At 68.0% G+C, this 24,621-nt stretch carries 24 protein-coding genes and 1 pseudogene; 9 read left to right on the top strand and 16 right to left on the bottom strand.

The genetic code is table 11. The features are described from left to right. Positions 1–33 precede the first annotated feature (33 nt). The 6 genes from CES90_RS24465 to CES90_RS24440 all read right to left on the bottom strand — a co-directional run bounded on the left by CES90_RS24465 (position 34) and on the right by CES90_RS24440 (position 6,077). Positions 34–1,056: a glycoside hydrolase family 6 protein gene (locus CES90_RS24465; RefSeq protein WP_189784059.1), complete on the bottom strand. Its 1,023-nt coding sequence runs from the start codon at positions 1,054–1,056 to the stop codon at positions 34–36. A 126-nt stretch (positions 1,057–1,182) separates the two neighbouring features. Beyond that, positions 1,183–1,896 carry a class F sortase gene (locus CES90_RS24460; RefSeq protein WP_373313390.1) on the bottom strand — a complete coding sequence of 238 codons (714 nt, stop codon included), beginning with the start codon at positions 1,894–1,896 and terminating at the stop codon, positions 1,183–1,185. Positions 1,897–1,905: 9 nt separating this feature from the next. After that, positions 1,906–2,640 carry a hypothetical protein gene (locus tag CES90_RS24455; protein WP_229913930.1) on the bottom strand — a complete coding sequence of 245 codons (735 nt, stop codon included), beginning with the start codon at positions 2,638–2,640 and terminating at the stop codon, positions 1,906–1,908. Positions 2,641–2,808: 168 nt separating this feature from the next. Continuing rightward, positions 2,809–3,588, bottom strand: coding sequence for an HAD-IIA family hydrolase (locus tag CES90_RS24450; protein WP_189784061.1), 780 nt, complete (start codon positions 3,586–3,588; stop codon positions 2,809–2,811). A gap of 156 nt (positions 3,589–3,744) precedes the next feature. Further along, positions 3,745–4,593: a cell wall protein gene (locus tag CES90_RS24445; protein ID WP_189784062.1), complete on the bottom strand. Its 849-nt coding sequence runs from the start codon at positions 4,591–4,593 to the stop codon at positions 3,745–3,747. 233 nt (positions 4,594–4,826) lie between these two features. Next, the gene (locus CES90_RS24440) at positions 4,827–6,077 is read right to left on the bottom strand and encodes an ROK family transcriptional regulator (RefSeq protein ID WP_189784063.1); all 1,251 of its coding nucleotides are present in this window, start codon (positions 6,075–6,077) and stop codon (positions 4,827–4,829) included. A 56-nt stretch (positions 6,078–6,133) separates the two neighbouring features. Here CES90_RS24440 and CES90_RS24435 point away from each other — a divergent pair, with 56 nt between their 5' ends. Next, entirely contained in the window at positions 6,134–7,249 is a 1,116-nt protein-coding gene (locus CES90_RS24435) for a Gfo/Idh/MocA family oxidoreductase (RefSeq protein ID WP_189784064.1), read from the top strand. Here the strand turns inward: CES90_RS24435 and CES90_RS24430 are convergent. The 5 genes from CES90_RS24430 to CES90_RS24410 form a co-directional block, all read right to left on the bottom strand. Next, positions 7,233–7,859: a Uma2 family endonuclease gene (locus CES90_RS24430; RefSeq protein WP_189784065.1), complete on the bottom strand. Its 627-nt coding sequence runs from the start codon at positions 7,857–7,859 to the stop codon at positions 7,233–7,235. The genes CES90_RS24435 and CES90_RS24430 overlap by 17 nt on opposite strands. Before the next feature lie 119 nt (positions 7,860–7,978). Next, positions 7,979–8,830 (bottom strand): fumarylacetoacetate hydrolase family protein, encoded by an 852-nt coding sequence (locus CES90_RS24425; protein ID WP_189784066.1) that lies wholly within the window; start codon positions 8,828–8,830, stop codon positions 7,979–7,981. Positions 8,831–8,937: 107 nt separating this feature from the next. Next, positions 8,938–9,690 carry a YidC/Oxa1 family membrane protein insertase gene (locus tag CES90_RS24420; RefSeq protein ID WP_189784067.1) on the bottom strand — a complete coding sequence of 251 codons (753 nt, stop codon included), beginning with the start codon at positions 9,688–9,690 and terminating at the stop codon, positions 8,938–8,940. A gap of 122 nt (positions 9,691–9,812) precedes the next feature. After that, positions 9,813–10,136 carry a DUF6412 domain-containing protein gene (locus CES90_RS24415; protein ID WP_189784068.1) on the bottom strand — a complete coding sequence of 108 codons (324 nt, stop codon included), beginning with the start codon at positions 10,134–10,136 and terminating at the stop codon, positions 9,813–9,815. Between the two features lie 40 nt (positions 10,137–10,176). Then, positions 10,177–10,950, bottom strand: a complete 774-nt coding sequence (locus CES90_RS24410; protein ID WP_229913931.1) for a class E sortase — start codon at positions 10,948–10,950, stop codon at positions 10,177–10,179. Positions 10,951–11,249: 299 nt separating this feature from the next. Here CES90_RS24410 and CES90_RS24405 point away from each other — a divergent pair, with 299 nt between their 5' ends. From CES90_RS24405 to CES90_RS24395, 3 genes are all read left to right on the top strand, one after another. Beyond that, positions 11,250–12,788 (top strand): glycoside hydrolase, encoded by a 1,539-nt coding sequence (locus tag CES90_RS24405; RefSeq protein ID WP_229913932.1) that lies wholly within the window; start codon positions 11,250–11,252, stop codon positions 12,786–12,788. Positions 12,789–13,055: 267 nt separating this feature from the next. Further along, positions 13,056–14,066 (top strand): SEC-C domain-containing protein, encoded by a 1,011-nt coding sequence (locus CES90_RS24400; protein WP_189784069.1) that lies wholly within the window; start codon positions 13,056–13,058, stop codon positions 14,064–14,066. A 407-nt stretch (positions 14,067–14,473) separates the two neighbouring features. Then, positions 14,474–14,938, top strand: coding sequence for a very short patch repair endonuclease (locus CES90_RS24395; RefSeq protein WP_189784070.1), 465 nt, complete (start codon positions 14,474–14,476; stop codon positions 14,936–14,938). On the opposite strand, the gene CES90_RS24390 is transcribed toward CES90_RS24395, so the two are convergent. The 4 genes from CES90_RS24390 to CES90_RS24375 form a co-directional block, all read right to left on the bottom strand. Continuing rightward, positions 14,924–16,219, bottom strand: a complete 1,296-nt coding sequence (locus CES90_RS24390) for a DNA cytosine methyltransferase (protein WP_189784071.1) — start codon at positions 16,217–16,219, stop codon at positions 14,924–14,926. The two genes, CES90_RS24395 and CES90_RS24390, sit on opposite strands and share 15 nt — an antisense overlap. 153 nt (positions 16,220–16,372) lie before the next feature. Further along, entirely contained in the window at positions 16,373–18,190 is a 1,818-nt protein-coding gene (locus CES90_RS24385) for a DEAD/DEAH box helicase (protein WP_189784072.1), read from the bottom strand. Beyond that, positions 18,187–19,620 (bottom strand): ParB N-terminal domain-containing protein, encoded by a 1,434-nt coding sequence (locus CES90_RS24380; RefSeq protein WP_189784073.1) that lies wholly within the window; start codon positions 19,618–19,620, stop codon positions 18,187–18,189. Before CES90_RS24380 ends, CES90_RS24385 begins: the two co-directional genes overlap by 4 nt. A gap of 52 nt (positions 19,621–19,672) precedes the next feature. Continuing rightward, on the bottom strand, positions 19,673–20,368 hold the full coding sequence (locus CES90_RS24375) for a hypothetical protein (protein WP_189784074.1): 696 nt from the start codon (positions 20,366–20,368) through the stop codon (positions 19,673–19,675). A gap of 345 nt (positions 20,369–20,713) precedes the next feature. Here CES90_RS24375 and CES90_RS24370 point away from each other — a divergent pair, with 345 nt between their 5' ends. Further along, positions 20,714–21,472 (top strand): hypothetical protein, encoded by a 759-nt coding sequence (locus CES90_RS24370; protein ID WP_189784075.1) that lies wholly within the window; start codon positions 20,714–20,716, stop codon positions 21,470–21,472. A 69-nt stretch (positions 21,473–21,541) separates the two neighbouring features. Here CES90_RS24370 and CES90_RS24365 read toward each other — a convergent pair whose 3' ends face one another. Continuing rightward, entirely contained in the window at positions 21,542–22,168 is a 627-nt protein-coding gene (locus CES90_RS24365; protein ID WP_189784076.1) for an ATP-binding protein, read from the bottom strand. A 215-nt stretch (positions 22,169–22,383) separates the two neighbouring features. Here CES90_RS24365 and CES90_RS24360 point away from each other — a divergent pair, with 215 nt between their 5' ends. The 4 genes and pseudogenes from CES90_RS24360 (at position 22,384) to CES90_RS24345 (ending at position 24,615) form a co-directional block, all read left to right on the top strand. Continuing rightward, positions 22,384–23,229, top strand: a complete 846-nt coding sequence (locus CES90_RS24360) for a helix-turn-helix domain-containing protein (protein ID WP_189784077.1) — start codon at positions 22,384–22,386, stop codon at positions 23,227–23,229. Continuing rightward, positions 23,230–23,436: a DUF397 domain-containing protein gene (locus tag CES90_RS24355; RefSeq protein ID WP_189784078.1), complete on the top strand. Its 207-nt coding sequence runs from the start codon at positions 23,230–23,232 to the stop codon at positions 23,434–23,436. Between the two features lie 410 nt (positions 23,437–23,846). After that, positions 23,847–24,113 (top strand): annotated as a pseudogene (locus tag CES90_RS24350) (hypothetical protein). Next, the gene (locus CES90_RS24345; protein ID WP_189784079.1) at positions 24,082–24,615 is read left to right on the top strand and encodes a DUF6879 family protein; all 534 of its coding nucleotides are present in this window, start codon (positions 24,082–24,084) and stop codon (positions 24,613–24,615) included. The pseudogene CES90_RS24350 and the gene CES90_RS24345 overlap by 32 nt, the downstream one beginning before the upstream one ends. The last annotated feature ends 6 nt before the right edge of the window (positions 24,616–24,621 follow it).

Here is a 24,621-nt window from a genome sequence, read left to right as displayed (position 1 = left end):
CCCCGCATCCCACCCCATTAGGCACCCAACGCCTCACTCAGACGCCTTCGCCAACCCCAGCGCATACTCCGGCCACCACTCCCCCGCCTTCGGCCCGCCCTTGCACTCGCCGTCCGACTCCCCCGGCCGCTTGACCCACAAGTACGCGTCCACCAAAGGATCCGCCGTCTTGGTCGTCGGAGCCTCGCCCAGCGCGCGCCCCGGCGGGTTGCACCACTGTTCGTCCTTGTCGCCCTCGGTCCACGGCCCGTTGCCGTTGCGGCTGGTGTCGATGACGAACGGCTGGTTCCCGACCTTCGAGGAGAGCTGCTTGCCGTACCCGATGGAGTCCTCGGTGGTGTAGAAGTTCGAGACGTTGACGGCAAAGCCGTCGGCCTGCTCGACTCCCGCCCACTTCAACGGGTCGAAGATCTTGTCGGGGTCGCCCCACCCCGCGTTCCCGGCGTCCAGGTACACCTTCGTGTTCTTCAGCGCGCCGAGCTTCTCGATCGCACCCTTGAGCAGGTCGAACCGCTCCTCGTGGAACTCGCCCGGGGTGCAGCCGTCCACGACGTGGAGTACGGCGTCGGGCTCCAGGATGACCGTGGCGGGGCGGTCACCGATGCCCTTGGCGACGCCGTCGATCCACGCCCGGTAGGCGTCGCCGTCGGCCGCGCCGCCGCCGGAGTACTGGCCGCAGTCGCGGTGCGGGATGTTGTAGAGGACGAGGATCGCGTCGCGGTCGGCCTTGGCGGCGGCCTCGGTGTAGCCCTTGGCCTCCTGCTCGGGGTTCTCCGGGCCGATCCACTCGCCGGTGGGCTGCTCGGCGATCTTGCGGATCAGCTGGGCGTCCTCGTCCTTGCCGGCCTTCTCGTAGGCGGCTACCTGGGCCGCCGCGTTCCCTTCCGGATTGACCCAGAACGGGTCCGTGTCACTTGGCTGTTGGGTGATGTCGGTACCCGAGCGATCGCCCTCGTCCCCGCCGTCGCCGTCTCCCCCGAAACAGCCGGCGAGCAATAACGCAGCCCCCGCCACCGCCACGGACGCGCGAACCCCGGCCCCCCTACTGCCGTACATCCAACTCCCCCTTGGGTGCACCGTGTCGTAAGTCCCAATCCTGACATAAGTCCCGCTTGGACCACGAGGTCGTTGGCGCCTTGGCCGAGAACCTGTTACTGGTGACCGCGATGAGCGAGACCAAGGTCAGGCCTCCGTGCCGCTGAGGTACGCGGAGACGACCACGTTCGCCGTGTAGGTGCGGCTCGTTCTGTCGAAGGTGCCGCCGCAGGTGACGAGGCGCAGCTCGGCACGCCCCGACTGCCGTACGCCGTAGGCCTGTCCAGCGTCGAAGTCGTCGCGGCCGATGACCTGGACGTCGTCCACGGTGAACTCGGCGACCGTGCCGTCGTCGCGGGCCACCCGGATCTTCTCGCCGACCCGCAGCGCGCTCAGCTTGTAGAAGACCGCGGGGCGGGTCTCGGTGTCGACGTGGCCGACGAACAGGGCCGCGCCGGTGGCCCCAGGGCGGGTGCCGGCCGCGTACCAGCCGACGGCTCCCGGCTGGTCGTAGGCGGGCGGGTCGATCGCCCCGTTCAGGTCCAGGCCGCGCGCCACGACCGGCGCCTGCACGCCCATGGAGGGAATGTCGAGCCGGTTGGGGCGCGCGGCCCGCAACGGCTGGGCGGCGGGCGGCAGTTCGGCGTGGGCGGGCCGTCCGACCGCCGCCACGTCACCGGTGGTCGGCGCGGAGATGCCCTGCCGTACGTCGGTGACCTCGCGGCCCCACATCCACAGACCGAGCAGCAGTACGGCCCAGGCGACACCGGTGGTGAGCCGGCCGATCCCGGTTCCACGACCGTGGTTTCCGTAGTCTCCGTGGTCCGCGTAACTTCCGTCCGAGTACTTGTGGCTGGACACGGCGCCCCTTTACTCCGTACCCCGGCCGCGGCCCCGGCGCGCGCTCCGCGCCACCACGGCGACCGCCGCGACACCGGCCAGGAGCAGGCCGATGACGGTGTGCGGGGTGCCGGGGCCGGTGTGCCGGGCGTCCATCGAGTCCGCCGGGTCCGTGGCGGCCGCCGGGTCGGTGGAGTCCGTCGAATCCGCTTCCGCCGCCAGTCGGGCGGCCGCTCCGCCGCCGCCCGCGCGGACCGGGGCGACCGGAGAGGCGGGGGCCGAGGAGTGGCGTGGGGCGGCCTCCTTCGAGGCGGAGGGCTTGGCGGGCTCCTTCGGGGCGGGCTCCTTCGAAGCGGGCGGCTTCGAGGCGGGCGGCTTGGCGGGCTTGGTCGCGGAGGGCTTCGGGGTCGAGGGCTTCGGGGTCGAGGGCTTGGTGGTCGCGGGCTTGGTGGTCGAGGGCTTTCCGTCGCCGACGGTGATCTTGCCCTTGACCTTGTCCTCCTTGCCGTCGCAGGAGACCCGTACGTCGTAGGTGCCGGGTTTCAGCGAGGACCGTACGCGGGTCTCACCGGCCAGCGCGATGCCCTTCCCGCCGAGTTGGGTGAGCTGCGCGTCCGCGACGAACGCCGCCGAGGAGGCGGTGCCCGACTTGCCGCCGCAGCCCTCGGCGCGGACCTGGATGTCGCTGCCGGGCGCCGGCTCGGCCGGCACCACCGTGATGTCCCCGGAGTCAGCCGCGTACGCCGTGGGCGCCGGCGCGGTCACGGCCACCGCCCCGGCACAGAGGGCACAGAGAGCCCTGACACAGAGAGTGAGTCGCAGTGAGCCCATGGTGAACCTCCAGACACCTGAGACTCCCCCGCCGGGCACGGGAACGCATCCCGGGAGGCGGTGCGGCTGCTCCGTACGGGTGGCTGTGCGGAGGCCCGGGTTTCAGATCCGGTCGACCAGGTCGGCGATCGAGTTCACGACCTTCGACGGGCGGTACGGGAACTTGTCGACCTGCTCGGGGGTGGTCAGCCCGGTGAGGACCAGGAAGGTCTCCATGCCGGCCTCGATGCCCGCCAGGACGTCGGTGTCCATGCGGTCGCCGATCATGGCGCTGGTCTCGGAGTGGGCGCCGATCGTGTTCAGGCCGGTGCGCATCATCAGCGGGTTCGGCTTGCCCGCGAAGTACGGCTTCTGCCCGGTCGCCTTGGTGATCAGCGCGGCCACCGCACCGGTCGCGGGCAGCGGGCCCTCGGTGGAGGGGCCGGTCTCGTCGGGGTTGGTGGCGATGAAGCGGGCGCCGTCGTTGATCAGCCGTACCGCCTTCGTCATGGCCTCGAAGGAGTACGTGCGGGTCTCGCCGAGGACGACGTAGTCCGGCTCGTGGTCGGTGAGCACGTACCCGATGTCGTGCAGGGCGGTGGTCAGGCCCGCCTCGCCTATGACGTACGCAGTGCCGCCGGGCCGCTGGTCGTCCAGGAACTGGGCGGTGGCGAGGGCGGAGGTCCAGATGTGGTCGACGGGGACCTCCAGGCCCATACGGGAGAGGCGGGCGTGCAGGTCACGCGGGGTGTAGATCGAGTTGTTGGTGAGCACGAGGAAGGGGCGGCCGGACTCCCGCAGCCTCTGGATGAAGGCGTCGGCGCCGGGGATCGGCACGCCCTCGTGGATGAGCACACCGTCCATGTCGGTGAGCCACGACTCGATGGGCTTGCGCTCTGCCATGTGCGATCTCCCAGGGGTGCTGTGAAAAGTCCCGTGCGCCGTGGGTGCTGTGCGGGGCTTTCACAGCACCCCCCAGGTCCGGGTCCGTGCCCACCCTAGTGAGACGTGGCCGAAAAAAGGAGGCCGATCTTGGCGGCTGAGACCGCCCACATCAGGTCAGCGGGCTCCCTTGCGGACGGCCTTGCGGACGACGCCGACCAGCAGCCCTCCGGCGAGGAGAAGCAGCAGCCCGATTCCGTACGGCAGGGCCTGCCGTACCCCCGATTCGGCCAGCTCGTCGGCGTACGGCCGCCCGTCCCGTACACCGTCCTCTTCCTTGCCCTCCTCCTCGCCCTCGTCCGCTGTTGTCCCAGGGCTCTCCTCCCCGCCGTCCTCGTCCGCTTCCTCCCCGTCCTCCCCGTCCTCCCCGTCGGTGATCTTGAACTGGTAGTCGTTCGACTCGCCCACCCACTCGCCGTCGTCGCCCTGCCGCTGGACGACGGCCGCGTTCGCCACGACGGCGTTGGGTACGGCCGTGTCGGAGGTGAGGGAGAGGCGGACCTTGACGGTGAGGGAGCGGCCGGGCGGCACGGTGAAGCCGGGACCGTCCCCGTCGACAACCCCGACGAGTTCGTCCTCGTCGGTCGTCTCGAAGGTGACGGGGCGGGAGGTGGTGGACTCCGCGTCCTCGTAGAACTCCAGCTGCGGCTGCGTCCGCTTCAGCGTGCGCGCGGTGTCGGTCAGCACGACCACCGGGTGGATGTTCTCGCAGCGCCGAGCGGTGGTGTTGGTCAGCTCCAGCGCCCAGGTTCGGAAGCCTCCGCCGGCGACGTAGGTCGCGGGCCCGCCGTGGATACGGGTGCGGATGGGAAAGGTACCGCTGTCGGCGCCGACACAGGTGGGACGACGTCCGTCTGGTCCGTCCGGTCCGTCCGGTCCCTCCGCTGCCGCGAACGCCGCTGTCGGACCACTGACGAGGGCGGCTGCGGTGACAAGGGCAGGGGTCAGGCACGTACACAGTCGCATGAACACATAACCTGACAGTCACCTGCGGGGATGGGGCCCGCCACGCCTGGTGGGGCCCCGGGACGGGGCCGGAAGTCCGCTCGATCAGCGCAGCCGGGGGCGCGCACCCAAAGGGGCGCGGGGCCGTGACATGTGCGGCTCCGCCGCGTGGGCGCGAGCAACCACAACGACCCCGCAGCCGCCCCCTCACCGCTCTCCTACGGCGAACAGGCGCCCCCCTCACCCACCCCGCGTCAAACATCCGCCCGCCCGAACAACGGCGCCAACAACAACTGAGCCGCACCCTCCGCAACCCCCGTCACACCGCCGGAGGCAACCCGCACGGGCACAGCCGGATCCTCCCCCTGCAGCCGGGCCCATTCGTCGAGCACGCCCCCCACCCCGCGCACGAACACCTCGGGGCACGCCTCGACCGTGCGCCCGCCGAGCAGCACGAGCTCGATGTCGAGCAGCCCGACGAGGTTCGCGGCACCCGTGCCGAGCACCCGCGCCGCCTCCTCCACATCGCCCCGCGCCACCGCCGCGAGGCACAACGCCTCGATGCAGCCCCGGTTGCCGCACCCGCACAGCGGCCCGTCCAACTGGACGACCTGGTGCCCGAACTCACCGGCCCGGGTCCGGGCCCCCCGGTGGACCCTGCCGTCGATCACCAGCCCGGCCCCCAGTCCCGTACCGAGGTGGAGGTACGCGAAGGACCCGTGCCCGCCGGTGACCGCCGCCAGCCCGAGGGCCGCCGCGTTGGTGTCCTTGTCCACGACCACCGGCATGCCCAGCCGCCGCGCGAGTACCGCCCGCAAGGGGAATCCGTCCCACTCGGGAAACCCGGTGACCCGGTGCAGCACACCGTGCAGATGGTCGAGGGGACCGGGAAGAGCGACGCCGACACCGAGGACAGGGAGGGTCCAAGGGCCAGGTGAGGGTGTGCCGGGCGTTGCCGTGGGCTCCGGTTCAAGAGCGGCTGAGTCCTTGCTCGCCCCCACCAGCAGCGCCTCCACCGCACCGGCCGCGCCCTCGATGACGGCCTCCGACCCGGCGCCCAGGGACAGTGCGGCCCGCCGCAGGGCGACCACGGCGCCGGTCAGATCGCAGAGCACGGCCGTCAGCTCGTCGCGGTCGAGGTGGAGGCCGACCGCGTGGCCGGCGTGGGGGACGAGCCGCAGGACGGTGCGCGGCTTGCCACCGGTGGACGCGCGCTGGCCCGCCTCCGTCACCAGCCCGTCCGCACGCAGCCGAGCGGTGATCTTGCTGACCGCCTGCGGGGTGAGACCGGTCCGGTCGGCCAGCTCAAGACGGCTTATGCCGGTCGGCCCGGCGGTACGCAGCAGGTCGAGGATGAGCGCACCGTTGTGACTGCGCAGGGCGAGCAGGTTCACGCCCGCGACGCCGACCGTACGACCACCGGTGCCGCCGTTGAGTCCACCCGTGCCGCCGTTGAGTCCACCCGTGCGACCGTTGAGATCACCCGTACCACCGTTCCCGTTCACATCCCCATTGTCCCTCGTGCTTGCACTTTAGCAACAGCGTTGCTTAAGTGGCTGCCATGACAGGCACAGGCACCGCGACTGGCACCGACACCGGCACGGATCCCACTTCCTCCCTCCGCGTGGCCCTGGTCGGATACGGCCTCGCGGGCTCCGTCTTCCACGCCCCCCTGATCGCCGCGACGCAGGGCCTCGCCCTCGACACGGTCGTCACGTCGAACCCCGAGCGGCAGGCGCAGGCCCGCGCCGAGTTCCCGGAGGTCCGACTCGCGGCCACGGCGGACGAGTTGTGGGCGCGGGCGGACGAGCTGGACCTGGTCGTCGTCGCCTCCCCGAACAGGACGCACGTCCCGCTCGCCACCACCGCCCTGGAGGCGGGCCTCGCGGTCGTCGTGGACAAGCCCGTCGCCGGTACGGCGGCCGAGGCGCGCGAGCTCGCCGCCCTCGCCGACTCCCGCGGCCTGTTCCTCTCCGTCTTCCAGAACCGCCGCTGGGACAACGACTTCCTGACCCTGAGCAAGCTGCTCGCCGACGGCGAGCTGGGCGAGGTCCGGCGCTTCGAGTCCCGCTTCGAACGCTGGCGCCCCCAGCTCAAGGGCGGCTGGCGCGAGTCCGGCGACCCCGCGGAGATCGGAGGTCTCCTCTACGACCTGGGCAGCCACCTCGTCGACCAGGCCCTCACCCTCTTCGGCCCCGCCGCCCTCGTCTACGCCGAGTCCGACCTCCGCCGCCCCGGCGCCGAGACGGACGACGACACGTTCATCGCCGTCACCCACGCAGGCGGCGTCCGCTCCCACTTCTACGCCTCCGCCGTCACCCCCCAACTCGGCCCGCGATTCCGGGTATTGGGCTCCGAGGCGGGTTACGTGAAGTACGGCCTGGACCCCCAGGAGGCGGCCCTCCGCGAGGGCGACCGCCCTGCCCCCGGCTCCGACTGGGGCCTGGAGCCCGAGTCCCTGTGGGGCCGAGTGGGCGCCGGCGACTCCCCCCTGACCGGCGGTGGTCGCCAGGTCCCCACCCTCCCGGGTGACTACCCTGCGTACTACGCGGCCGTGGCGGCGGCCCTGCGCGGCACCGGCGACAACCCGGTGACGGCGTACGAGGCGGCCGCCGCGCTGGACGTACTGGAGGCGGCGCGGAGGTCGGCGCGCGAGGGGGTCACTGTTCGGGTGTAGGGGCTTTCTTGGCCGCGGCAGCGCTCTTCCGCTCACGCGGGAACTCGTCGGTGACGAGCTTGATGCCGACGGGCGTGTCGGTCAGATCGATCTCGTCACCGAAGTCGAGCGTCAGGCTCGCGCGGTACTGACCGCCTCTGGGCTGCGTGTGGACGTGGCACTCACCGGTGTACGGGTCGGCGATCACGTACACCGGGACATGAGCGAGGGCGTAGGTCTCCAGCTTGGGCCCGTAGTCGTTGGCCGCGGTGTCCTTGGAGATCACCTCGGCGATGAACTCGACGTCCTCGTAACGCCAGCGGCCCTTGTCGTCCATGACCGCGGCCTCCTTGAAGGCCGCCACGTCGGAGGCGAAGCCGTTGAGGTGACCGGGGAAGTCGACCCGGACGTCAGAGGCGAGACGCTTGCGCGGATAGCGCGCCCTCAGCTGCTCGATGATGTCAAGGATGATCTCCCAGTGCGTCTGGCGCTGCGGCGACATGTAGATGACTCCCCGGACGATCTCGACCTTGAATCCCTCGGGGGTGGGCTCAAGCCACTCGAACATCATGTCCAGAGTGCGCTCGTCGCTCTGCTCGGCCATCACGACCCTGTCTTCGAGAACAGTCACCGTCGCCGCTCCTCCCCGCCGCCGCACGGTCGCGGGCAGGCGCGCGGTACAACGATACGCTCGGCCCTCAGGTCACGCCTGAACGCCGAGCGCCATCGTCCTCGCCGACCGCCGAAGGCCTACGCGCCCTTGAACTCCTGCCGCTGCCGCCCCAGCCCCTCGATCTCCAGCTCCACCACGTCCCCGGCCCGCAGGAACGGCTTCGGCTCGGGCTCCCCCAGCGCCACCCCCGCCGGCGTACCCGTGTTGATGACGTCACCGGGGTACAGCGTCATGAACTGACTGACGTACCGCACGACTTCCGCCACCGAGAAGATCTGCTCGGCCGTCGTCCCGTCCTGCTTCAGCTCCCCGTTGACCCACAGCCGGAGCCCCAGCTTCTGCGGGTCCGGCACCTCGTCGGCGGTGACGAGCCAGGGCCCCAGCGGATTGAACGTCTCGCAGTTCTTGCCCTTGTCCCACGTACCACCGCGCTCCAGCTGGAACTCCCGCTCGGACACGTCGTGCGAGACGGCGTACCCGGCGACGCACGCGAGCGCGTCCTCGTGGGACTCCAGGTACCGAGCCGTACGCCCGATGACGACCGCCAGCTCGACCTCCCAGTCCGTCTTGGTCGACCCACGAGGGACGAGCACCGTGTCGTACGCCCCGACGACGGTGTCCGCCGCCTTGAAGAAGATCACCGGCTCGGAAGGAGGCTCGGCCCCGGTCTCGCGGGCGTGGTCGTGGTAGTTGAGCCCGATGCACACGATCTTGCCGATCCGGGCGACCGGCGGCCCGATCCGCAGCCCGGTCGCGTCCAGCGCCGGAAGGTCCCCGGCCGCCGCCCGGACCCGCCCGAGCGCCGCCTCGTCGGCGAGCAGCGCCCCGTCGATGTCCGGCACGACCCCCGACAGGTCCCGCAGAACCCCCTCGGCGTCGAGCAGCGCGGGCCGCTCCGCACCCGCCGTACCGACTCGCAGCAGTTTCATGGTCACCATTTCCCTGGAAAGATCGGAGGACTGGTCGATCCTTCAAGGTCACCGTCCAATCCGCAATACCGGGTTCACGGACTGGACCGGCTCCTTGGCTGTACGGGCTACTTGGCAGCGGGGGCCGGGGTCACCGGGTACAGGAACGCCCGCTCCACCGCACTCCACGTCGTACTGGTCACCACGTACAACGCGGCCGCCAGCGGCACCACCGCCACGGTCACCAGCGTGAAGAAGGACATGAACGGCATGACCTTGCCGACCGCCCCCATGCTCGCCGCCAGCCCCGGCACCTGCTCGTCCCCCACCGCCGGTACCCCGGCCGAACCCGCCGCCATCATCAGCTTCGTACGCCGGAAGTTGAAGGCCGCGACCCCCGCGACGATCACGAACAGCGCGACGTAGACGAGCCCTTGTGCCCCGAACACACCACCCTCCCCCAACGCATCGAACCACCGGTCGCCGAGCGGCGCCGCGAACAGCTTGTGGCTGAGCAACGCGTTGGCTTCGCCGCCGATCGTCGTGTTGGAGAACAGGTGGTAGAGGAGGAAGAAGGCGGGCAGCTGGCAGAGGCTGGGCAGGCACCCGGACAGCGGCGACACCTTCTCCGCCGCGTGCAGCTCCAGCACCGCCTTCTGGAGCTTCTCCGGGTTCTTCGCATGCTTCTTCCGCAGCTCCGCGATCTTCGGCTGCAGGGCGACCCGGGCCCGCTGCCCGCGCGCCGCCGCCCGGGAGAGAGGGTGCACGAGCAGTCGTACGAGCGCGGTGAAAAGGACGATCGCGACGGCCGTCGCGGAGGCGTCGAACAGCGGCTGGAGCAGATCGGCGAGGCGCGCGACAAGGTCGGCGAAAACGGACATGGGTGTGAGCCCTCCATGGGTCTCGTCGTGCCAGGAAGTAGTCCGGGGAATGAGGGACTTGGCGCGACGGCCCGCGTAAAGGGGGCACGTACAGGTGGAACCGAGGTCGTGCCGGTCGTGCCCTACGCGGTGGCCGTCAGGAGGGCACGTCCGGGCGCCCGGGGTCGCGTACGGCCGCGGGCGTCGGGATCGCGTTGGGGCAGGAACGCCGTACGGCGTTCACGGTCACGGATCGCCGTCCGTACGCGCGTCCGCGGTACGACGGGCGCGCAGCGCGAGGCGATGACCGCGCAGGCGGCGAACGCGGACCCGGCCGCGGCGGTCGCCGCGAAGGCGACGGCGGCGGAGAGGGTGCCGGTGTCGAGGAGGGCGACCTCGAAGAGGAGCAGCAGGAGCATGGCGGCGGGACGCAGGTTGGCCCCGCTCTTGGTCCAGCTGTGGATCATGGCTCGCCTCCTCCCCGTACGCCTGGTCGCACACATGCTCTCATCTGAGCCGCACCGAGCGCAGCTTCCCCCACACCACGAGCCGGTACGTGGAGGTGTACTCGGGGGTGCAGGTGGTGAGGGTGAGGTAGTAGCCGCGCTCGCCGTACCCGTACTCCGGCCGCACTCCACTGCGCGGTACGGCCCTCAGGACGCCGCCGTCGCCGGGTGAGGTCTGCGGGAGCGTCCGGTCGACGACGTACGTGTAGACGGCGTCCCGGGTCTCGACGCGGACCTCGTCGCCGGCCCGCAGCCGGTCGAGGCGGCGGAAGGGCTCGCCGTGGGTGTTGCGGTGCCCGGCGAGCGCGAAGTTCCCGGGGCGCCCCGGCTGCGCGGTACGCGGGTAGTGGCCGACATACCCCTTGTCGAGGACGTCGGCCCGGCCGATCCCCTCGGCGACGGGTACACGGAGGCCGAGGCGGGGGATGGCGAGGACTGCGTAGGCGTCGGCGGGTGAGGGGGCGGGGGCCGACGAGGGCGCGGGAGCCACTGAGGGTGTGGCGGCGGCCGTACCCGGAACCTCGGTCGGAGCCGGGCCGTCGGCACCCGCGTCCGGCACGGACTTCGGCGAGGTCGCCCACTCCTTCTCCAACGCCCGCACCTCCCGCCGCGCCGCCTCCTGGGCCTGCCGGTTGGTCCACCACAGCTGGTGGACGACGAAGAGGAGGAGGACCAGGCCGAGGGTGACGGCGAGTTCGGCGGCGGTCCACAGCACACGGGCGTACGCGGCCCGTCGGCGGCGGACGCCGTGGTGGACGACCAGGGGTGCCCTCACGGGCCGAACGATAGAGGCCGCCTCCACGGACAACCAGACCGCACGCCCACACCCACGCCCACACCCAGGGGAACAACTACTTCCATCTCCCCTTCTCACAACCCTTGAAAGAAATCGGAGAAAGCGCTGTCACACCTCTCGACAACCCCACGGCTCACAGCTGACTCTTCCGAAAGGCGACCGCACCCCACCCCAGGCGGCCGCCCTCGTCCCACCAGCAGTTCCCCTGCACAGCCGCAGTTCCCCTGCTCGACCGCAGTTCCCTGCTCACTCGGCACCCGCATCCCCACGGAGCTGACATGACCGCATCACCGACCCCCCGGAGCAACCACAACCCTCAACCCCCCAACGACCGCTCCCCGGCGTTCGGCAGACGCGCCCTGCTGGCCGCGGCCGGCGGCGCGCTCGCGGGCACCGCCCTCGGCACCGGCACCGCACACGCGGACGCGACCATCGCCGTCAACCCCGCCACCAAGTACGGCACTTGGGAGGGCTGGGGCACCTCGCTCGCCTGGTGGGCGAACGTCTTCGGCGCGCGGGACGACTTCGCCGACCTCTGGTTCACCACCAGGACGACGACGTACAACGGCACGGCGCTCCCCGGCCTGGGCATGAACATCGCCCGCTACAACCTGGGCGCGTGCAGCTGGAACAGTGTGGGCGGCGAGACGATGGTCAAATCGCCGAACATCCCGGCCTTCAAACAAATCGAGGGCTTCTGGCAGGACTGGAACAACGAGGACCCGACCTCCTCGGCCTGGGACTGGACGGCGGACACGAACCAACGCGCGGCCCTGACGAAGGCGGTGGCGCGAGGCGCGACGACGGAACTCTTCGCCAACTCCCCCATGTGGTGGATGTGCCTGAACCACAACCCCTCGGGCGCGGCGGGCGGCGGCAACAACCTCCAGTCCTGGAACTACCGCCAGCACGCCTCCCACCTGGCGGCGGTGGCCCTCCACGCCAAGAACAACTGGGGCGTGAACTTCGCGACGGTCGACCCCTTCAACGAACCGGCGTCGACCTGGTGGACGGCGACCGGCACCCAGGAGGGCTGCCACATGGACCCGGCCGTCCAGGCGGCCGTACTCCCCTACATGCGCAGCGAGTTGGACAAGCGAGGCCTCACGTCCGTCCGCATCTCAGCCTCGGACGAAACGAACTACGACACGGCCCGCTCGACCTGGAACTCCTTCGGCGCCTCGACGAAGGCCCTGGTCAGCCAGGTGAACGTACACGGCTACCAGGGCGCGAACGGCCGCAGAGACCTCCTGTACACGGACGTGGTGACCACATCGGGCAAGAAACTCTGGAACTCGGAGACGGGCGACAGCGACGGCACAGGCTGGACCCTCGCCCGAAACCTCTGCTACGACTTCCGCTGGCTGCACCCCACGGCCTGGGTCTACTGGCAGGTGATGGACCCGACGGCGGGCTGGGCGATGATCGCGTACGACGCGAACACCCTCCAGCCCACCACCATCCAGACCAAGTACTACGTAATGGCGCAGTTCAGCCGCCACATCCGCCCCGGAATGACGATCCTCGACGCGGGCTCCAGCTACACGGCGGCGGCGTACGACGCCTCGGCCCGCCGCCTGGTCATAGTCGCGATCAACACGGCCACCACCGCCCAGACCTTCACCTTCGACCTCTCCCGCTTCACGACGGTGACGGGCGGTTCGGGCGGCCTGGTCCCCCGCTGGAACACCCACACGTCGGGCGGCAGCGACCGCTACCGCGCGTACTCGGACACGTTCCTGAACGGCAAGTCGGTGGCGGTCCCGTTCGCGGCGGGTGCCGTGCAGACGCTGCAGATCGACGGCGTGACAATCTAGCCGCCAGGAGCGAGGAGCGAGGAGAGGCGGCCGGAGCCCACCCGGGCCCCACCAGCATCCGCCCCCCTCTCTTCCCCCCAGATGACCGGCCCAATTGGCAGATTCGTCTCGCCGGCACGCGTAAGCACGACGCGCCAGGCGAGACAAATCTGCCAATAGGCACCCACGGCGTCGCGGGATCAGGTAGGGCACCCCGTCCGGAATGGGCGGAGCCCCGACCTGGACATAGCTCACCCCGCCGCCCCCTCGGCCAGTACGGTGTCGTCCATGCGCCCCGACACGCCTGCCGAGAACGTCGACCACCCCGCCGAAGCGGCCCGCCTGGAGCGAACCGCCGACCTCTACCCCGAGGACGCCGAACACCTCCTCCTCCAGGCCGCCGCCCACCGCGAACTGTCCGGCGACCGCCCCGCCGCGACCACCCTCTACGACCGCCTCCTGTCCTACTCCACCCCCCTGGAGAACCCCCACCTGGTACGCGCCCTGAAGGCCTCCAACCTCTGGGAATACGGCCACGAGGCGGAGGCAAGGGCGATCATCGAGGGCGTCAGGGCAGCCGCCCCGCGCGACCCGGCCCCCTGGGTGATCGTCGCGGAGGCGCTGGAGTCCCACGACGAGCTGGAAGCGGCCCACGACACCTTCACGACAGCCGTGACCCTCCTCCTGACAGACGTCCCGGAACCCCCCTACACCGCCCGCCCCCTCCTCGTCGGCCGCCACAGGGTCCGCCGCATGCTGGGCGCGGCCCACGACGAGTGGGACGCCCTGGCAGACACCCTCCACTCGTCCTCAATCTCCCTGGACGAACTCCACGACCCGAAGCGCGTGTGGTCCCTGGGCTCGGACAACCCAGCAGAACTCCAGGCCGAGATCACCCGCCTACGAGCAGAACTGAACGCCTACCGCGAGGCCCTCTCCCGCCCGTTCCCGGTAGCGGTCCTGCACTGGCCGGCGCCCGAGCTGTCAGAACTGCTGGCGGCCTACCCGACCCTCCTCACGGAGTACCCCTCCCACACCCAACACCTCGCGACCATAGAGTCCTCCCTCAGAGAACTCTCCACCTCCGGCACCCCCAACCTGGGCATCGTCACAGGCACAGTCCCGTCCTACGAGGCCTTCGCAGCCTCGGAGAGCACCTCCCCCGCAGAACCGGACCTGCTACCGCAGTACGCGACGACGCTCGCTGCCCGAGGCTTGGCAGTGGCGTGGCCCCCACAGAAGGGGTCAGCTTGTTGGTGCGGCTCGGGCCAGACGTACGAGGCGTGCCACGGGGCGTAACGGCCCCACAACCAACAGACCGCCAAGCCGGAGCGAACCGAGCCACCCACCCACCCACCTGCAGCCGCTAAGCAAACCCGGCGTGCTGGCGAGGCGAGACCGCGCCCCGCACCCCCGCCCCACAACCCAGCCGACCTCACCCCACCCCCGGCCGGTCCACCCACCCTCCCGGGCCGCTCGCTCGCTTCTACCCCGTGCTGGAGCGGCCCGGGTCAAGGGTCGGCCGCAGGCCGATCGCCGAAGGCGACGCGAAGCGCCCTTGACCCGGGCCGCGGAAGCACGACACTGCCAAGAAGCGAGTGGCCCTACGGCGCCCCAAGGCCAAGGAGCCGGTGGCCCGCCTCACGTCAAGGGCCCTGACCAGAACGAGGTGCCCACAGCTCCGGACCGGTACTAGTCTCTGTGGTGTGTCTGAAGATCCCAATTGGCAAGCACCAGAAGGCTCCTGGGCTTCATCCGCAGCTCGCCGTCGCAACATGCAGGCGATCCGCAACCGTGACACCAAGCCCGAGCAGCTGATTCGCCGACTGGTGCACGCACAAGGGCTGCGCTACCGAGTGTGCGCACGGCCTCTTCCCGATCTTCGCCGTACTGCGGACATGGTTTTCCGCCCTGTAAAGGTAGCCGTATTCATCGATGGCTGTTACTGGCACGGCTGCCCCGAGCACTACGTTCCGCCGAGAACAAACTCGGGATACTGGTCGGAAAAGGTCCTACGCAACGTAGCGCGTGACCGCGATACCGATGAGCGCCTCAAGGAAGCTGGTTGGCTCGTGCTCCGCTTCTGGGAGCACGAGCCATCAAGCGTCTGCGCGAGCAAGATCGCTGCAACGGTTATTGCGCGCCGGGCGGCTGGCTCACGAAACACCTGATAGAGAGAGAGCCATTTGCTCTAGACGGGGCACGTCAGCATCGGCCCCATTTGCGTCCATCTCGTACCCATGGAGCAATTCATCGCACTGCTCGGGACGCAGCACAGCCGCGATAGCCCGTCCCACAGATTCCGCCACGGGAGGCGGGAACGCATTTCCCACCTGCCGATACTTAGCCGTCTTCTTCCCTGGGAATTTCCAGTCCTCCGGGAATCCTTGGATTATGGCAGCCTGTTCAACGGTCAGCATAGGACCGGCATCCCGAAAGAGGTCCCGCTCCGGGTCACACTCACTGGGGTCATTCGCGAGACCCATCGCGTCGACCCCCAGAGCTTCCCAGGCACGCTTGGCTCTGGTGGGACCAAGGTCGGCACCTCCATGCTTCCTTGACCCCCCCACCAGGGTCGGAGCGATGCCCCTACCCGCCTCGGCAGCCTCGGTGGCCTTGCGCAGCCAGTCTTGATACACATGCTTGCCAGAGCGCTCACCAGGCTTCGCACGCTCTCCGTACTTGTTCTTGTTCCAGAACTTCCGGCAGCGAGCCTCCATGCTCACGGCAAGTTCCTCCACTACGGTTGCCCGTTTCCCTTCGAGCTGCAGTGGCCAGAGAAATTCAACACCAGAAGACGCCAGGACATCCTTGTGAATCGCTACGAGAATAGCGCGCGGACGGAGCTGAGGGACACCGAATCTATTCGCATCCATTCTGCGCCAAACCTGACGCATATCCCTGTCCTGCTTTTCAGCTGACGAACTTTCACTGATCTCAGGAATCACATAGCCAAGCTCGCGAAGCTCTTCCAGGATATCCCTGCGGTAATCAATGAAAACCTCAGGAGGCTCCAGAATCCCTCGAACATTCTCGATCATTACAGCCTTGGGCTTCAGATCCCTAACAATCCTCAAAGCATCCGGAAACAGGTCGCGCTCGTCATCCTTTCCCAACCTCTTCCCCGCAAGGGAGAATGGGGGGCACGGAACGCCACCGGCCAGCAGATCCAGCTCGCCCTCCTCAAGCCCAAGGCTCTTGTGCACTTTGGACCCAAGGAATTCCCTTACATCCATCGGTTCCAGCGCCTCGATACGCTGTTTGTCCCACCCAGGCCAACTGTTCACGTTCGCCCTGAGTGTCCGCACAGCGTGCTGATCCCACTCCACGAGCGCCAAGTGATCAAACCCGGCGTTATGCAGCCCAACGGCTTGCCCGCCTGCTCCAGCACAGATCTCCAAAGAGGTCAACGGCTGGGTGAACTGCGGACGCTGGCGACCGCGGGGGTGCATAGCGCTCCTTCCAGAGATGACTCAAAACCGATCTCAAGTGTCCCAGAGATCATGATCATGCACTGGCTCTTGGACACTTGACACCATGAGTCTCGCATCGCTCCCCCCTTCTCTTCTATCCGGGTAGAGCGCTAAGGGCTGAGTCACCGAGAGCTACGCCCCGCCCATATGACGCAGAAGAGCCTCGATGTCACTCGGAGCAAGGCCAGCCGCAACCGAGGGCTCTTCTTCCAGGTCAGCGAGCTGCTGCACCGTAGGGTCGTCAAGAATCTTGCCCATGAACTCAAGTTTCTGATCCAGCCGCACCTCGACCACCTCATCAATCGTGTTGCGGGCAGCGACGACTGTGACGCGCGTATCAGTGCCGGGGGCAAGGCCGAGACGGTGGATCCGGTCAAGGCTCTGGAGGAAACGGCCGGCCATGAAGTCCCGGTCCACGTAGACGGCATCGTGGCAGACGTGGTGGAGGCTGATGCCCTCGCCCAGTGTCGCGGGGTTGGAGATCAGCACCATGCAGCTGGGGTCCTCGCGGAAGCGCCGCAGTTGCTCGTCGCGGTCTGGTGTGCCTCCATACACAACCGCCGGGCTGTACTTCTCCAACATCTGCGCCAGCGTCATCAGGCTTCGAACGAAAGTCGTCCAGACCAGGGTCTTGCGGCCCTGCTCCGCATTCTCGGCGACGATCGCGACGGCTTCCTTGTACTTGGGTGACAGCTCGTAGTCAGGAAGATCCTGCATCAGCGAGTACAACGAAGTGCCTACCGGGACCTCCAGCGGAGGCAACTGGTAGACCAGCGGCTCGTGGCGGCTGGCACCCTCCAGCAGGAGGGCCGGGCTCGTCGCCGCCATCAAGAGACGGAGTGCCGTTTTACCCAGAGAGCTGAGGTCTTCGCGAGCAGCGCGGTTGCTCATGCCCCCCACCAAGGAGCTGTAGATCTCGGCGTGCAGGTCCGGCATGTCGACGTACCGCATCCGCAGTCGCATCGGCGGCAAGCCAAGTTCCTGCTTGGTCGTGCGAGTGAACAAGGGCCTGAGGACCGTGCTCGCGTAGGCGAGGTCACCGCCGGCCACGGCCTGCACCACTGTGCGCTGCCCATGGCCCGGCCAGACGAAGCCCAGCAGGTTCTCCAGGTCCTTGGAACCGTTCGGCGCCGGGGTTCCGGTCAGGATCAGCCTGCGCTCGGCCAGCGGGCCAAGTGCCATGCATGCCGCGCCGTACGTACCGCGCGCACCCAGCTTCATCCGGTGCGCCTCGTCGAGGATGATCATCGAGGGGCCGGACTTGAGCCAGCCCGCCAGCAGAGAAAGCGACCGGTCCAGTCGCTCGTAGTTAACGATCAGCACCTCCGCCCACTGGTCCATGGAGCCGTCAAGCACATGGGTGCGCAACGGGTAGCTGAAGCAGACAGCCGTCTCGTAACGCCAGGATTCGTAGGCCGACTTGGGGCAGACCACCAAGAGTCGGCTGACCTTCTGCTGGGCCTTCTGCGCGGCGTAGACAGCGAGGGCGACGCGGGTCTTGCCCGCCCCAGGCACGCTGAAGTTGGCCCCATGCCCCAACGACAGCAGCTTCGCGATGTCCCGGCGCTGAAAGGAGTTGAGTTCGCCTTCCCAGGCATCGCCGAGCATGCTCGGAACATCGGCGGAGGCGACTGCCGGAGACGTCTCAAAACCGGCCAGCCGCTCCTTGACCGTATTCGCGTCCCTAATGACGCCAGCCACGAGGCTGCGCAGCTCCGGCGCCCACTCCACACCCACGTGGTGCGGCCAACTACCGAGAACACCCAAATCCGCAAGGAGTTCATCAAGGGCGACCGAGGCGGAGAGCGGGCCAAGCTGGCCGCCGGTACGGAACCGGGCGGCCAACTGGACAAGGTCCTGCCTGTACTGATCGGTGGTCTTCAGGACTACGCGGGTGCGGGTCGCGTCGAACCCCAGGTGCAGGGACGTTTCCGTTGTGCTCTCCGTCACTGGAGGCCCTCCGCAGCGGCGGCCGCGAGGAGCCACGAGACCCCGTCGCCGGGGTTCGGAATGCCGCGCCCGGCCTGCTGAGCGAGCTTGCGGAGACTGCCCCGGAGCTTGAGCACGGCCTCGTCGAAGGCCTCCTCGTCCAGGCTGTTCGACGTGCGGGCCTGGACAAGGTCGGTGACGCACTGGTCAATGTTGGCGCTGGCATCGGCGAGACGGGCGGGAGCCAACTGCTTACGCTTACGGACCCGGGCGTCCCGACCGTGGAACTCGATGGCCTGATCGAACGCGGTCTTCGCGTCGTCAAGCAGGGCCTGGGCCTTGGACTTTTCGGTGTCCGAAAGTTCCGTCTTCGTATTGCGGACGGTGGCTGCCGCACGAAGGATCCGGTCATTCAGAGCCCGAGCTGCCGAAACGGCGGACGAGGCCGCCGGCACCTCCAGGCCCAGCCCGGGAATGGACACGGCCTCCGGCTGGGCAGCCTCGCCGCCCTCCACCAAGTTCGCGGGCAGCGCCTTCCCCAGATACCCCTGCTTCAGGAACTCCTCGTCGATATGCCGCACGTCCGTCTTCGAGAAGTCCAGGAGGATCGCGGCCAGCCGCCACTCCTTCAGAATCTCCGCCTGGTCCCGGTCCAGGGTCTCCAGCTTCAGATACAGGCGCTGAAGCTCCTTGAGTCGTTCCTGGGCTCCCTCCCAGTCGACCAGCCGAAGCTCCACACCCCCACCGCTCTTGCTGCGGCCGTTCAGCTCCTTGATCGTGCTGAGGATCCACCGCTCCTGGTGGTACGTCGACGTCCGGATCCGGAACTCCTTGGCGATCTGCTCAGGGGTCCGCCCCAGCGAGGCCTGTTCTTCCATCGCGAGCAGCCGGTTAATGTACGTGTAATCGCGCCGCTGGTCGAGACGAAGCTGGAGGGCCAGCTCGACCGCGTCAATGTCCGCCTGGGTGAACGACGACGGCAGCACACCCACACGCATGGACTGCACGCCGAGTTCCCTCAGCGCGACAGCTCGCGTATTGCCGTTCACCAGCACGCCATGGTGAGTGACCAGCCCAGGATCGTTCTGGCCGAACTTCTGCAGATCCTCCTTCAGCTTGTCGAAGTCAGGGTCGCGCAGGTCCGGGTTGTCCGGGCGTGCCACCAGCAGAGAGCGCAGGTAATCCTGCCCGTCGTCGCCGAACGGTTCCTTCTCCAGGGCCTCGTCCCGGACCGGATCGAAGGTGCGCTGTGCCCTGATGCGGTGCGTACCGGGATTGAGGTAGAGGCCGCTCAGCGGAAGGTCGATCACGTCGACGTGCGTCTGCTGCCCGTTCCAGTCAACCGTGACGGTCTCCCTCGTGCCCCCCGCGCCCTGCACATCCTCCAGCCTCTTCTTGATCAGCTCGCTGAACTCTGCCGCACGCGGCGGCGGCGGGAATTCCCGCAGCATGATTACCCCGTCCTCTGTCTCTGTCTGGTCTGTTCGTCCGTGATGTTCCTGATCAGCCGAGCATCTCGTCGATGGCCTGGGCCACCGCGGTACGCGACTCCTGGGGCAGGGTCCGGTAGATGCCCCAGACCTTCTCGATCGGGCTGAACGTGCGCTGGTCAGCCGCCATCCACTTGGCGAAGAGCGCCTGCTCCATCGGAGCAAGGTCCTCTACGAGGTCCAGCAGCATCCCGAGGTCAACCTCACGGTCAGGGCCCCCACCAACTCCGCACCTCTTGCACTCGGTGATGAGCTGGTACTCCTCGGTCCCATCGCTGTGCAGCACCTTGCGGCGGGACACGTTCAGCTTCGCAAGCTCGATGCCGCCGCTGTCCTCGTACGCCTCGCCGGCTCCAATGCCGCAGGACCGGCACAGGTTGTTGTCATCGTGCATGACACTCGCGCGCTGCGTGGCGGTGAGGCTGTTCTTGTGCTTCGGCGCCTTCGACTTGCCCGGGATCCAGACGTCGGCACCCCTAGTCACGAACCGCTGCTCCTGCTGGCGCAGCGAGGGGTCTTCACGGCTCGTGTCGAACCTCCAGCCGTGATCCCGAAGTTCCCGCAACCGCCTGTCGATCTGCGCGGCGTCAGGGAAGGCCTCACGCAACTGCACCTTGGTGAAGATGTTCCCCTCCCCCACCTCCGCGATCAGCCACAGCGCAACCTGTGACTTGCCCCCCTTCACGTCCTGATAGGACGGCAATGCCATGAGCACCTCCGGTCAAGTCGTGTACGAACATGCCGCTTCCACCACAAAGCAACCGGCAGCGCTCACGCAGTCTCGCGTCCCCCGCTTCCCGGGCGGCTCATCCAGTTTCGCACTACGAACCGAATGAAAGTCCAGCCACAAAACACTTGCTCGCAAAAGAGCAAGCACACCGACCGCCTTGACGTGTCATGCACAATTGCGGGCACAGGGCTGGGACTTGGAACCCAGGGAACGGCAACGGGAAGGCCGGGTCACATGGCGTCAGGCGGGGGCAGTACGGTCGGGCGCGGCTGGATAGAGAAGAGGTTCGGCAACGACGTTTCCCCTGGTAGACGGGCACTCGCAGTGGCCCTCGGTGACCTGTGCCGCCAACTGAAATCTGAAATTTCAGCGGAACCGGGAAATAAGGAACTTACTCAAGCAGAAGCCGCAAAACGCCTGTACAGCAATCCAACTTCGTTGTCGCGATTCCTGAGCGGCGAGAGAATCCCCCCGCCAGAGTTCATCGAGACCCTCTACAAGGAAGCCTGCTCAGACGCTGGCGACAACAAGGCGATCAGCATCAGCCTCGACGGCCTCATGAAGTTGCGTGCCACAGCTGTGGACGAACGGCGCTGTGACCGGTGCGCCAACCTGAGCGAGCGAACCGCGGAACTGGCCGCACTGAAACGCGAAACCTCGATGCTGCGGGCAGAGGTTACGGAACTGACTGCAGACAAAGCCGGCCTGCAAGCGCGTCTGGCAGCTCAGGCCAATCCGGCTCCGCCGCCGGTCCCCCGCCGAAGGGGGGACCGGCGGCGGAGCCGGAAAGATGTGATGGCGGCACGCCAAGTGGCGGCGCAGGCGGAAGAGCTGGGCAGGAGCGGAAGTCAGGACGCAGCGCTCACCCTGTTGCGCCAGACCACGGAAGTCCTCAGTCCCGCCGAGACCGCGGTGGTGCTGCTTACGCTCCGGCAGCAGCGCCAGAACCGCCTCGCCGACAACTTGATCCATATCTATGGCCGGGACCAAGAGGATCAGGACGTCATGCGGGTAGCCCTGGAGCTTCACGAACAAGGTGCTAGTGGCGATGCCGGCGCGATACTGCGGGCCGCGGTGAGGTAGCCGCCGGCTTGGCCGGCCGCACGGCGACCCCACCCGTGGATGAACAACACCGCCCAGACCGCGAAGAGGTCAGGCCGCCTCCGCCTCGTAATGCATCTGCGCTCGGTCGAGGATGTCATCCGGGTCCAAGCCGCGCGCGGCCGTCCAGTGGAGCAGGTCAGCGATCAGCTCGACCGCCGACTCCTCCAGCACGACCTCCCAACGGCGCCCCAGAGTGGCTGCAGAGCCATCGACACCCTGATAGGTCTCCAGGACCTCAACAGCCCTCTCGACCCGTCGGCACGCCTGCACCTTGTCGACCTCGACCTCGCACCAGACCGCCTTGCCCATCGCCGTGAGAACCGTCCCCCAGTCCACCGCCAGAGAGGTGAGGAGGTGCAGGCCGCGTCCAAATTCCTCGTCACAGCCCGCCGACCTGAGAGTCGGCACCGTACGACTCTTGTCGTGCACCTCAACGCGCAGCCGCTCACCTCTCCGCTCAAGAACCAAAGTTGCCGAAGCCCCTTCGCCAACGTGCCTGACGACGTTCGTCGCGAGTTCGGTCACGACCAACTCGGCCTCATCAGCAGCTGCCGGCAATCCCCACTGCGCCAACTGCGCAGCGGCGGCTCTGCGGAGCAGACGTACCTCCGCCGGCGCCGCCGCGAAGGGCAGGACACAGCGAAGTTGGGGCTCGGTGATGTCGTAGCCAGGCATGGCTACTCCTCCCTCCCATGCCACGCATGCCTGCGCCTGCCGTATCCATACGACTGCATTGCGTAGCGATCCACGAGTGAGCATGGCACAGAGAAGTCTCGCTGTGTAACTTCTCACGAGAACCCATCGGGTGAATCTGGTAGTCGACCCGCTCCCACGCTCCCTAGCCTGAAGGACCGCCGAGCCATCGCCCGGCGGTCACGCGGAGGAGCCCCATGTCCGTACGGACCACCACGCGCCGTCGCCAACTGGGTGCGATGATGCGGAAGTTGCGTGCCCAGAAAGGGCTGACTCTTGAGGAAGCCGGACGGCTGGTGGGCGTGTCCAAGGCGACGGTCAGCCGGTACGAGACTCAGGCCGGACCGGTCAAGTGGCTGGTGATCGACGCACTGTGCCGCGAGTACGGGGCAACTGACGCCGAGCGGCGAGCAGTCGTCAACCTCGCCAAGAACGCCAAGGAACAAGGCTGGTGGAGTTCCTTCGCGGACTCCATCCCCGAGAGCATGAACCTGCTGCTCACTCTTGAGGACGAAGCCGTTCACGAGAGCCACTTCTGCTGCGTCTACGTCCCCGGACTCCTGCAGACCCGGGCGTACAGCACCGCGCTCCAGAGGGCCAACGACGTGCCTCTGGAGCCGACCGAGATCGAGCGGCTGGTAGACATCCGCATGAAGAGGCAGGAGATCCTGGCGCGGCCGAAGCCGCCGCGCCTGTGGGCGATCCTCGACGAGTCCGTGATCCGCCGGGTCGTAGGGTCACCGCAGACGATGAAGGATCAACTCGACCGGCTACTCGAAGCCAACGAGTCTCCTCACATCACACTCCAGATACTGCCGTTCTCCAAGGGCGCGCATGCCGCGGCACTGGGCAGCTTCGTCATCATCGGCGGCCTGGAACCAGCTCTCGACGTCGTGTACGTCGACTTCCACACCGGCGCACTCTTCCTGGAGCAAGAAGACGAACTGGAGAAGTACAGGCTTGCGTTCGAGTATCTCCGCGCACAAGCGTTGGACATGGAGGCCTCCTCCGCCATGATCCACGACGCCCGCAAGGAGCTTTGAATGCCCGCCGATCTCCAGCTTGGCCCCGAGCCCGCCTGGTTCAAGTCGTCGCACAGCGGCGGTAACACCACCGAGTGCGTCGAGGCCGCTTTCGTGCAGGACAGCACAGTCGTACGGGACAGCAAGGACCGGTTCAGTCCCTGCTTGTCCCTCAGTCACAAAGCGTGGGCTGATTTCATAGCGGCACTGCAGGCAGCCAAACTCTGAGGCGCCCACCGGCGAGCGCCCAGATCATCGTTCGCTGCCTTAGGGCGCGTTGCGCGCGACCGTAGCACTGGTGCGGGGGGGGAGGTGACCATCCCCGAGGAACTGGCGGTAACCACCGGCCACACCCGGGACCGGCCGGTATGGAGGGCCCGGTCCCAGGTGGGAATGCGACCGTGTATTGGCCGTGTCGGGCTCGTCGCCACGTCCCGTCGCGGTGCACCCCTGGGCTGAGGCACCGACAGCGCCGATAGGCATCGTGCGGTTTCCCGGGCTCCCGTAGCTTCTGCGGTTGAGAACCGGTGGGTTCAAGCCATCATCGCCCGAACTTGCCCCGTACTCTTGACGGCCTTCGCCCCCTTCGGAAGCGTCACACGCAAGTGTGCGCAACCGTCTTGATCCGGGAGGGAATCGTGGACCTACAGTTGATTGGGATCGACCCGAACACCGGGGGCGAGGGTTCGCCGACGGTGTGGGTGGAGGAGGAGACGGCTGACCTGGTCCTCCAGGGCGTCAAGGCCGAGGAAGCGCTGGAGGCACTGGTCAGCGGTACGTAGTGGGTCGCCGGGCATGCGGTGGGAATCCCCGCCCACGAGACAGTGATCCGCATCCCGGCCCGCATGGTGCCGATTCTGAGGGAGGCATGCAATGTCGCAGAGCGGCGTGCTGAGCTTCGCTGAGCTGCTGGCCGGTACGCGCCGCAGTGCGGTGCATCTGGAGATGCGTGACGCGTACGGCGTCGGTGATGAGGCCGAGGAATTCGAGCAGTTCAAGCGCACCGGCCACATCGATCTCGACCCGACGGCGCGGTGGTGGCCCGAGTGGCTGTGCATGGTGCGGGAGGCCGTTGGCCGTGGCGTGGTGATGCGTCGAGCCAGGATCGTTTCCGAGCCTGTGACGGACTACACCCGGTGGGAACACGCCGCCACCCCGCTGAACGTCGAGGCAGGTGAGCTGGTGCGCTGGCTGCCCCGTCGGCGGGCCGTGGACATCGCCCTACCGGGAGCCGACTTCTGGCTGTTCGACGACCGCCTGGTGCAGTTCAACATCTTCACCGGGGACGGTGATTGGGCGGTTCCGCCCAAGGAATTCAGCGAGGACCCCGCCGTGGTCAAGCTGTGCTCCGACGCGTTCGAGGCCGTGTGGGAGCGTGCCGTCGACCACGAGAAGTACACCGTCTGACCCCCG

Origin of the sequence: Streptomyces capitiformicae, assembly GCF_002214185.1 — a bacterium.
GTDB classification, from domain to species: Bacteria; Actinomycetota; Actinomycetes; order Streptomycetales; family Streptomycetaceae; genus Streptomyces; species Streptomyces capitiformicae.
Note: the sequence above shows the minus strand (reverse complement) of the source record. Positions and strands in the feature narration are given on the sequence as shown.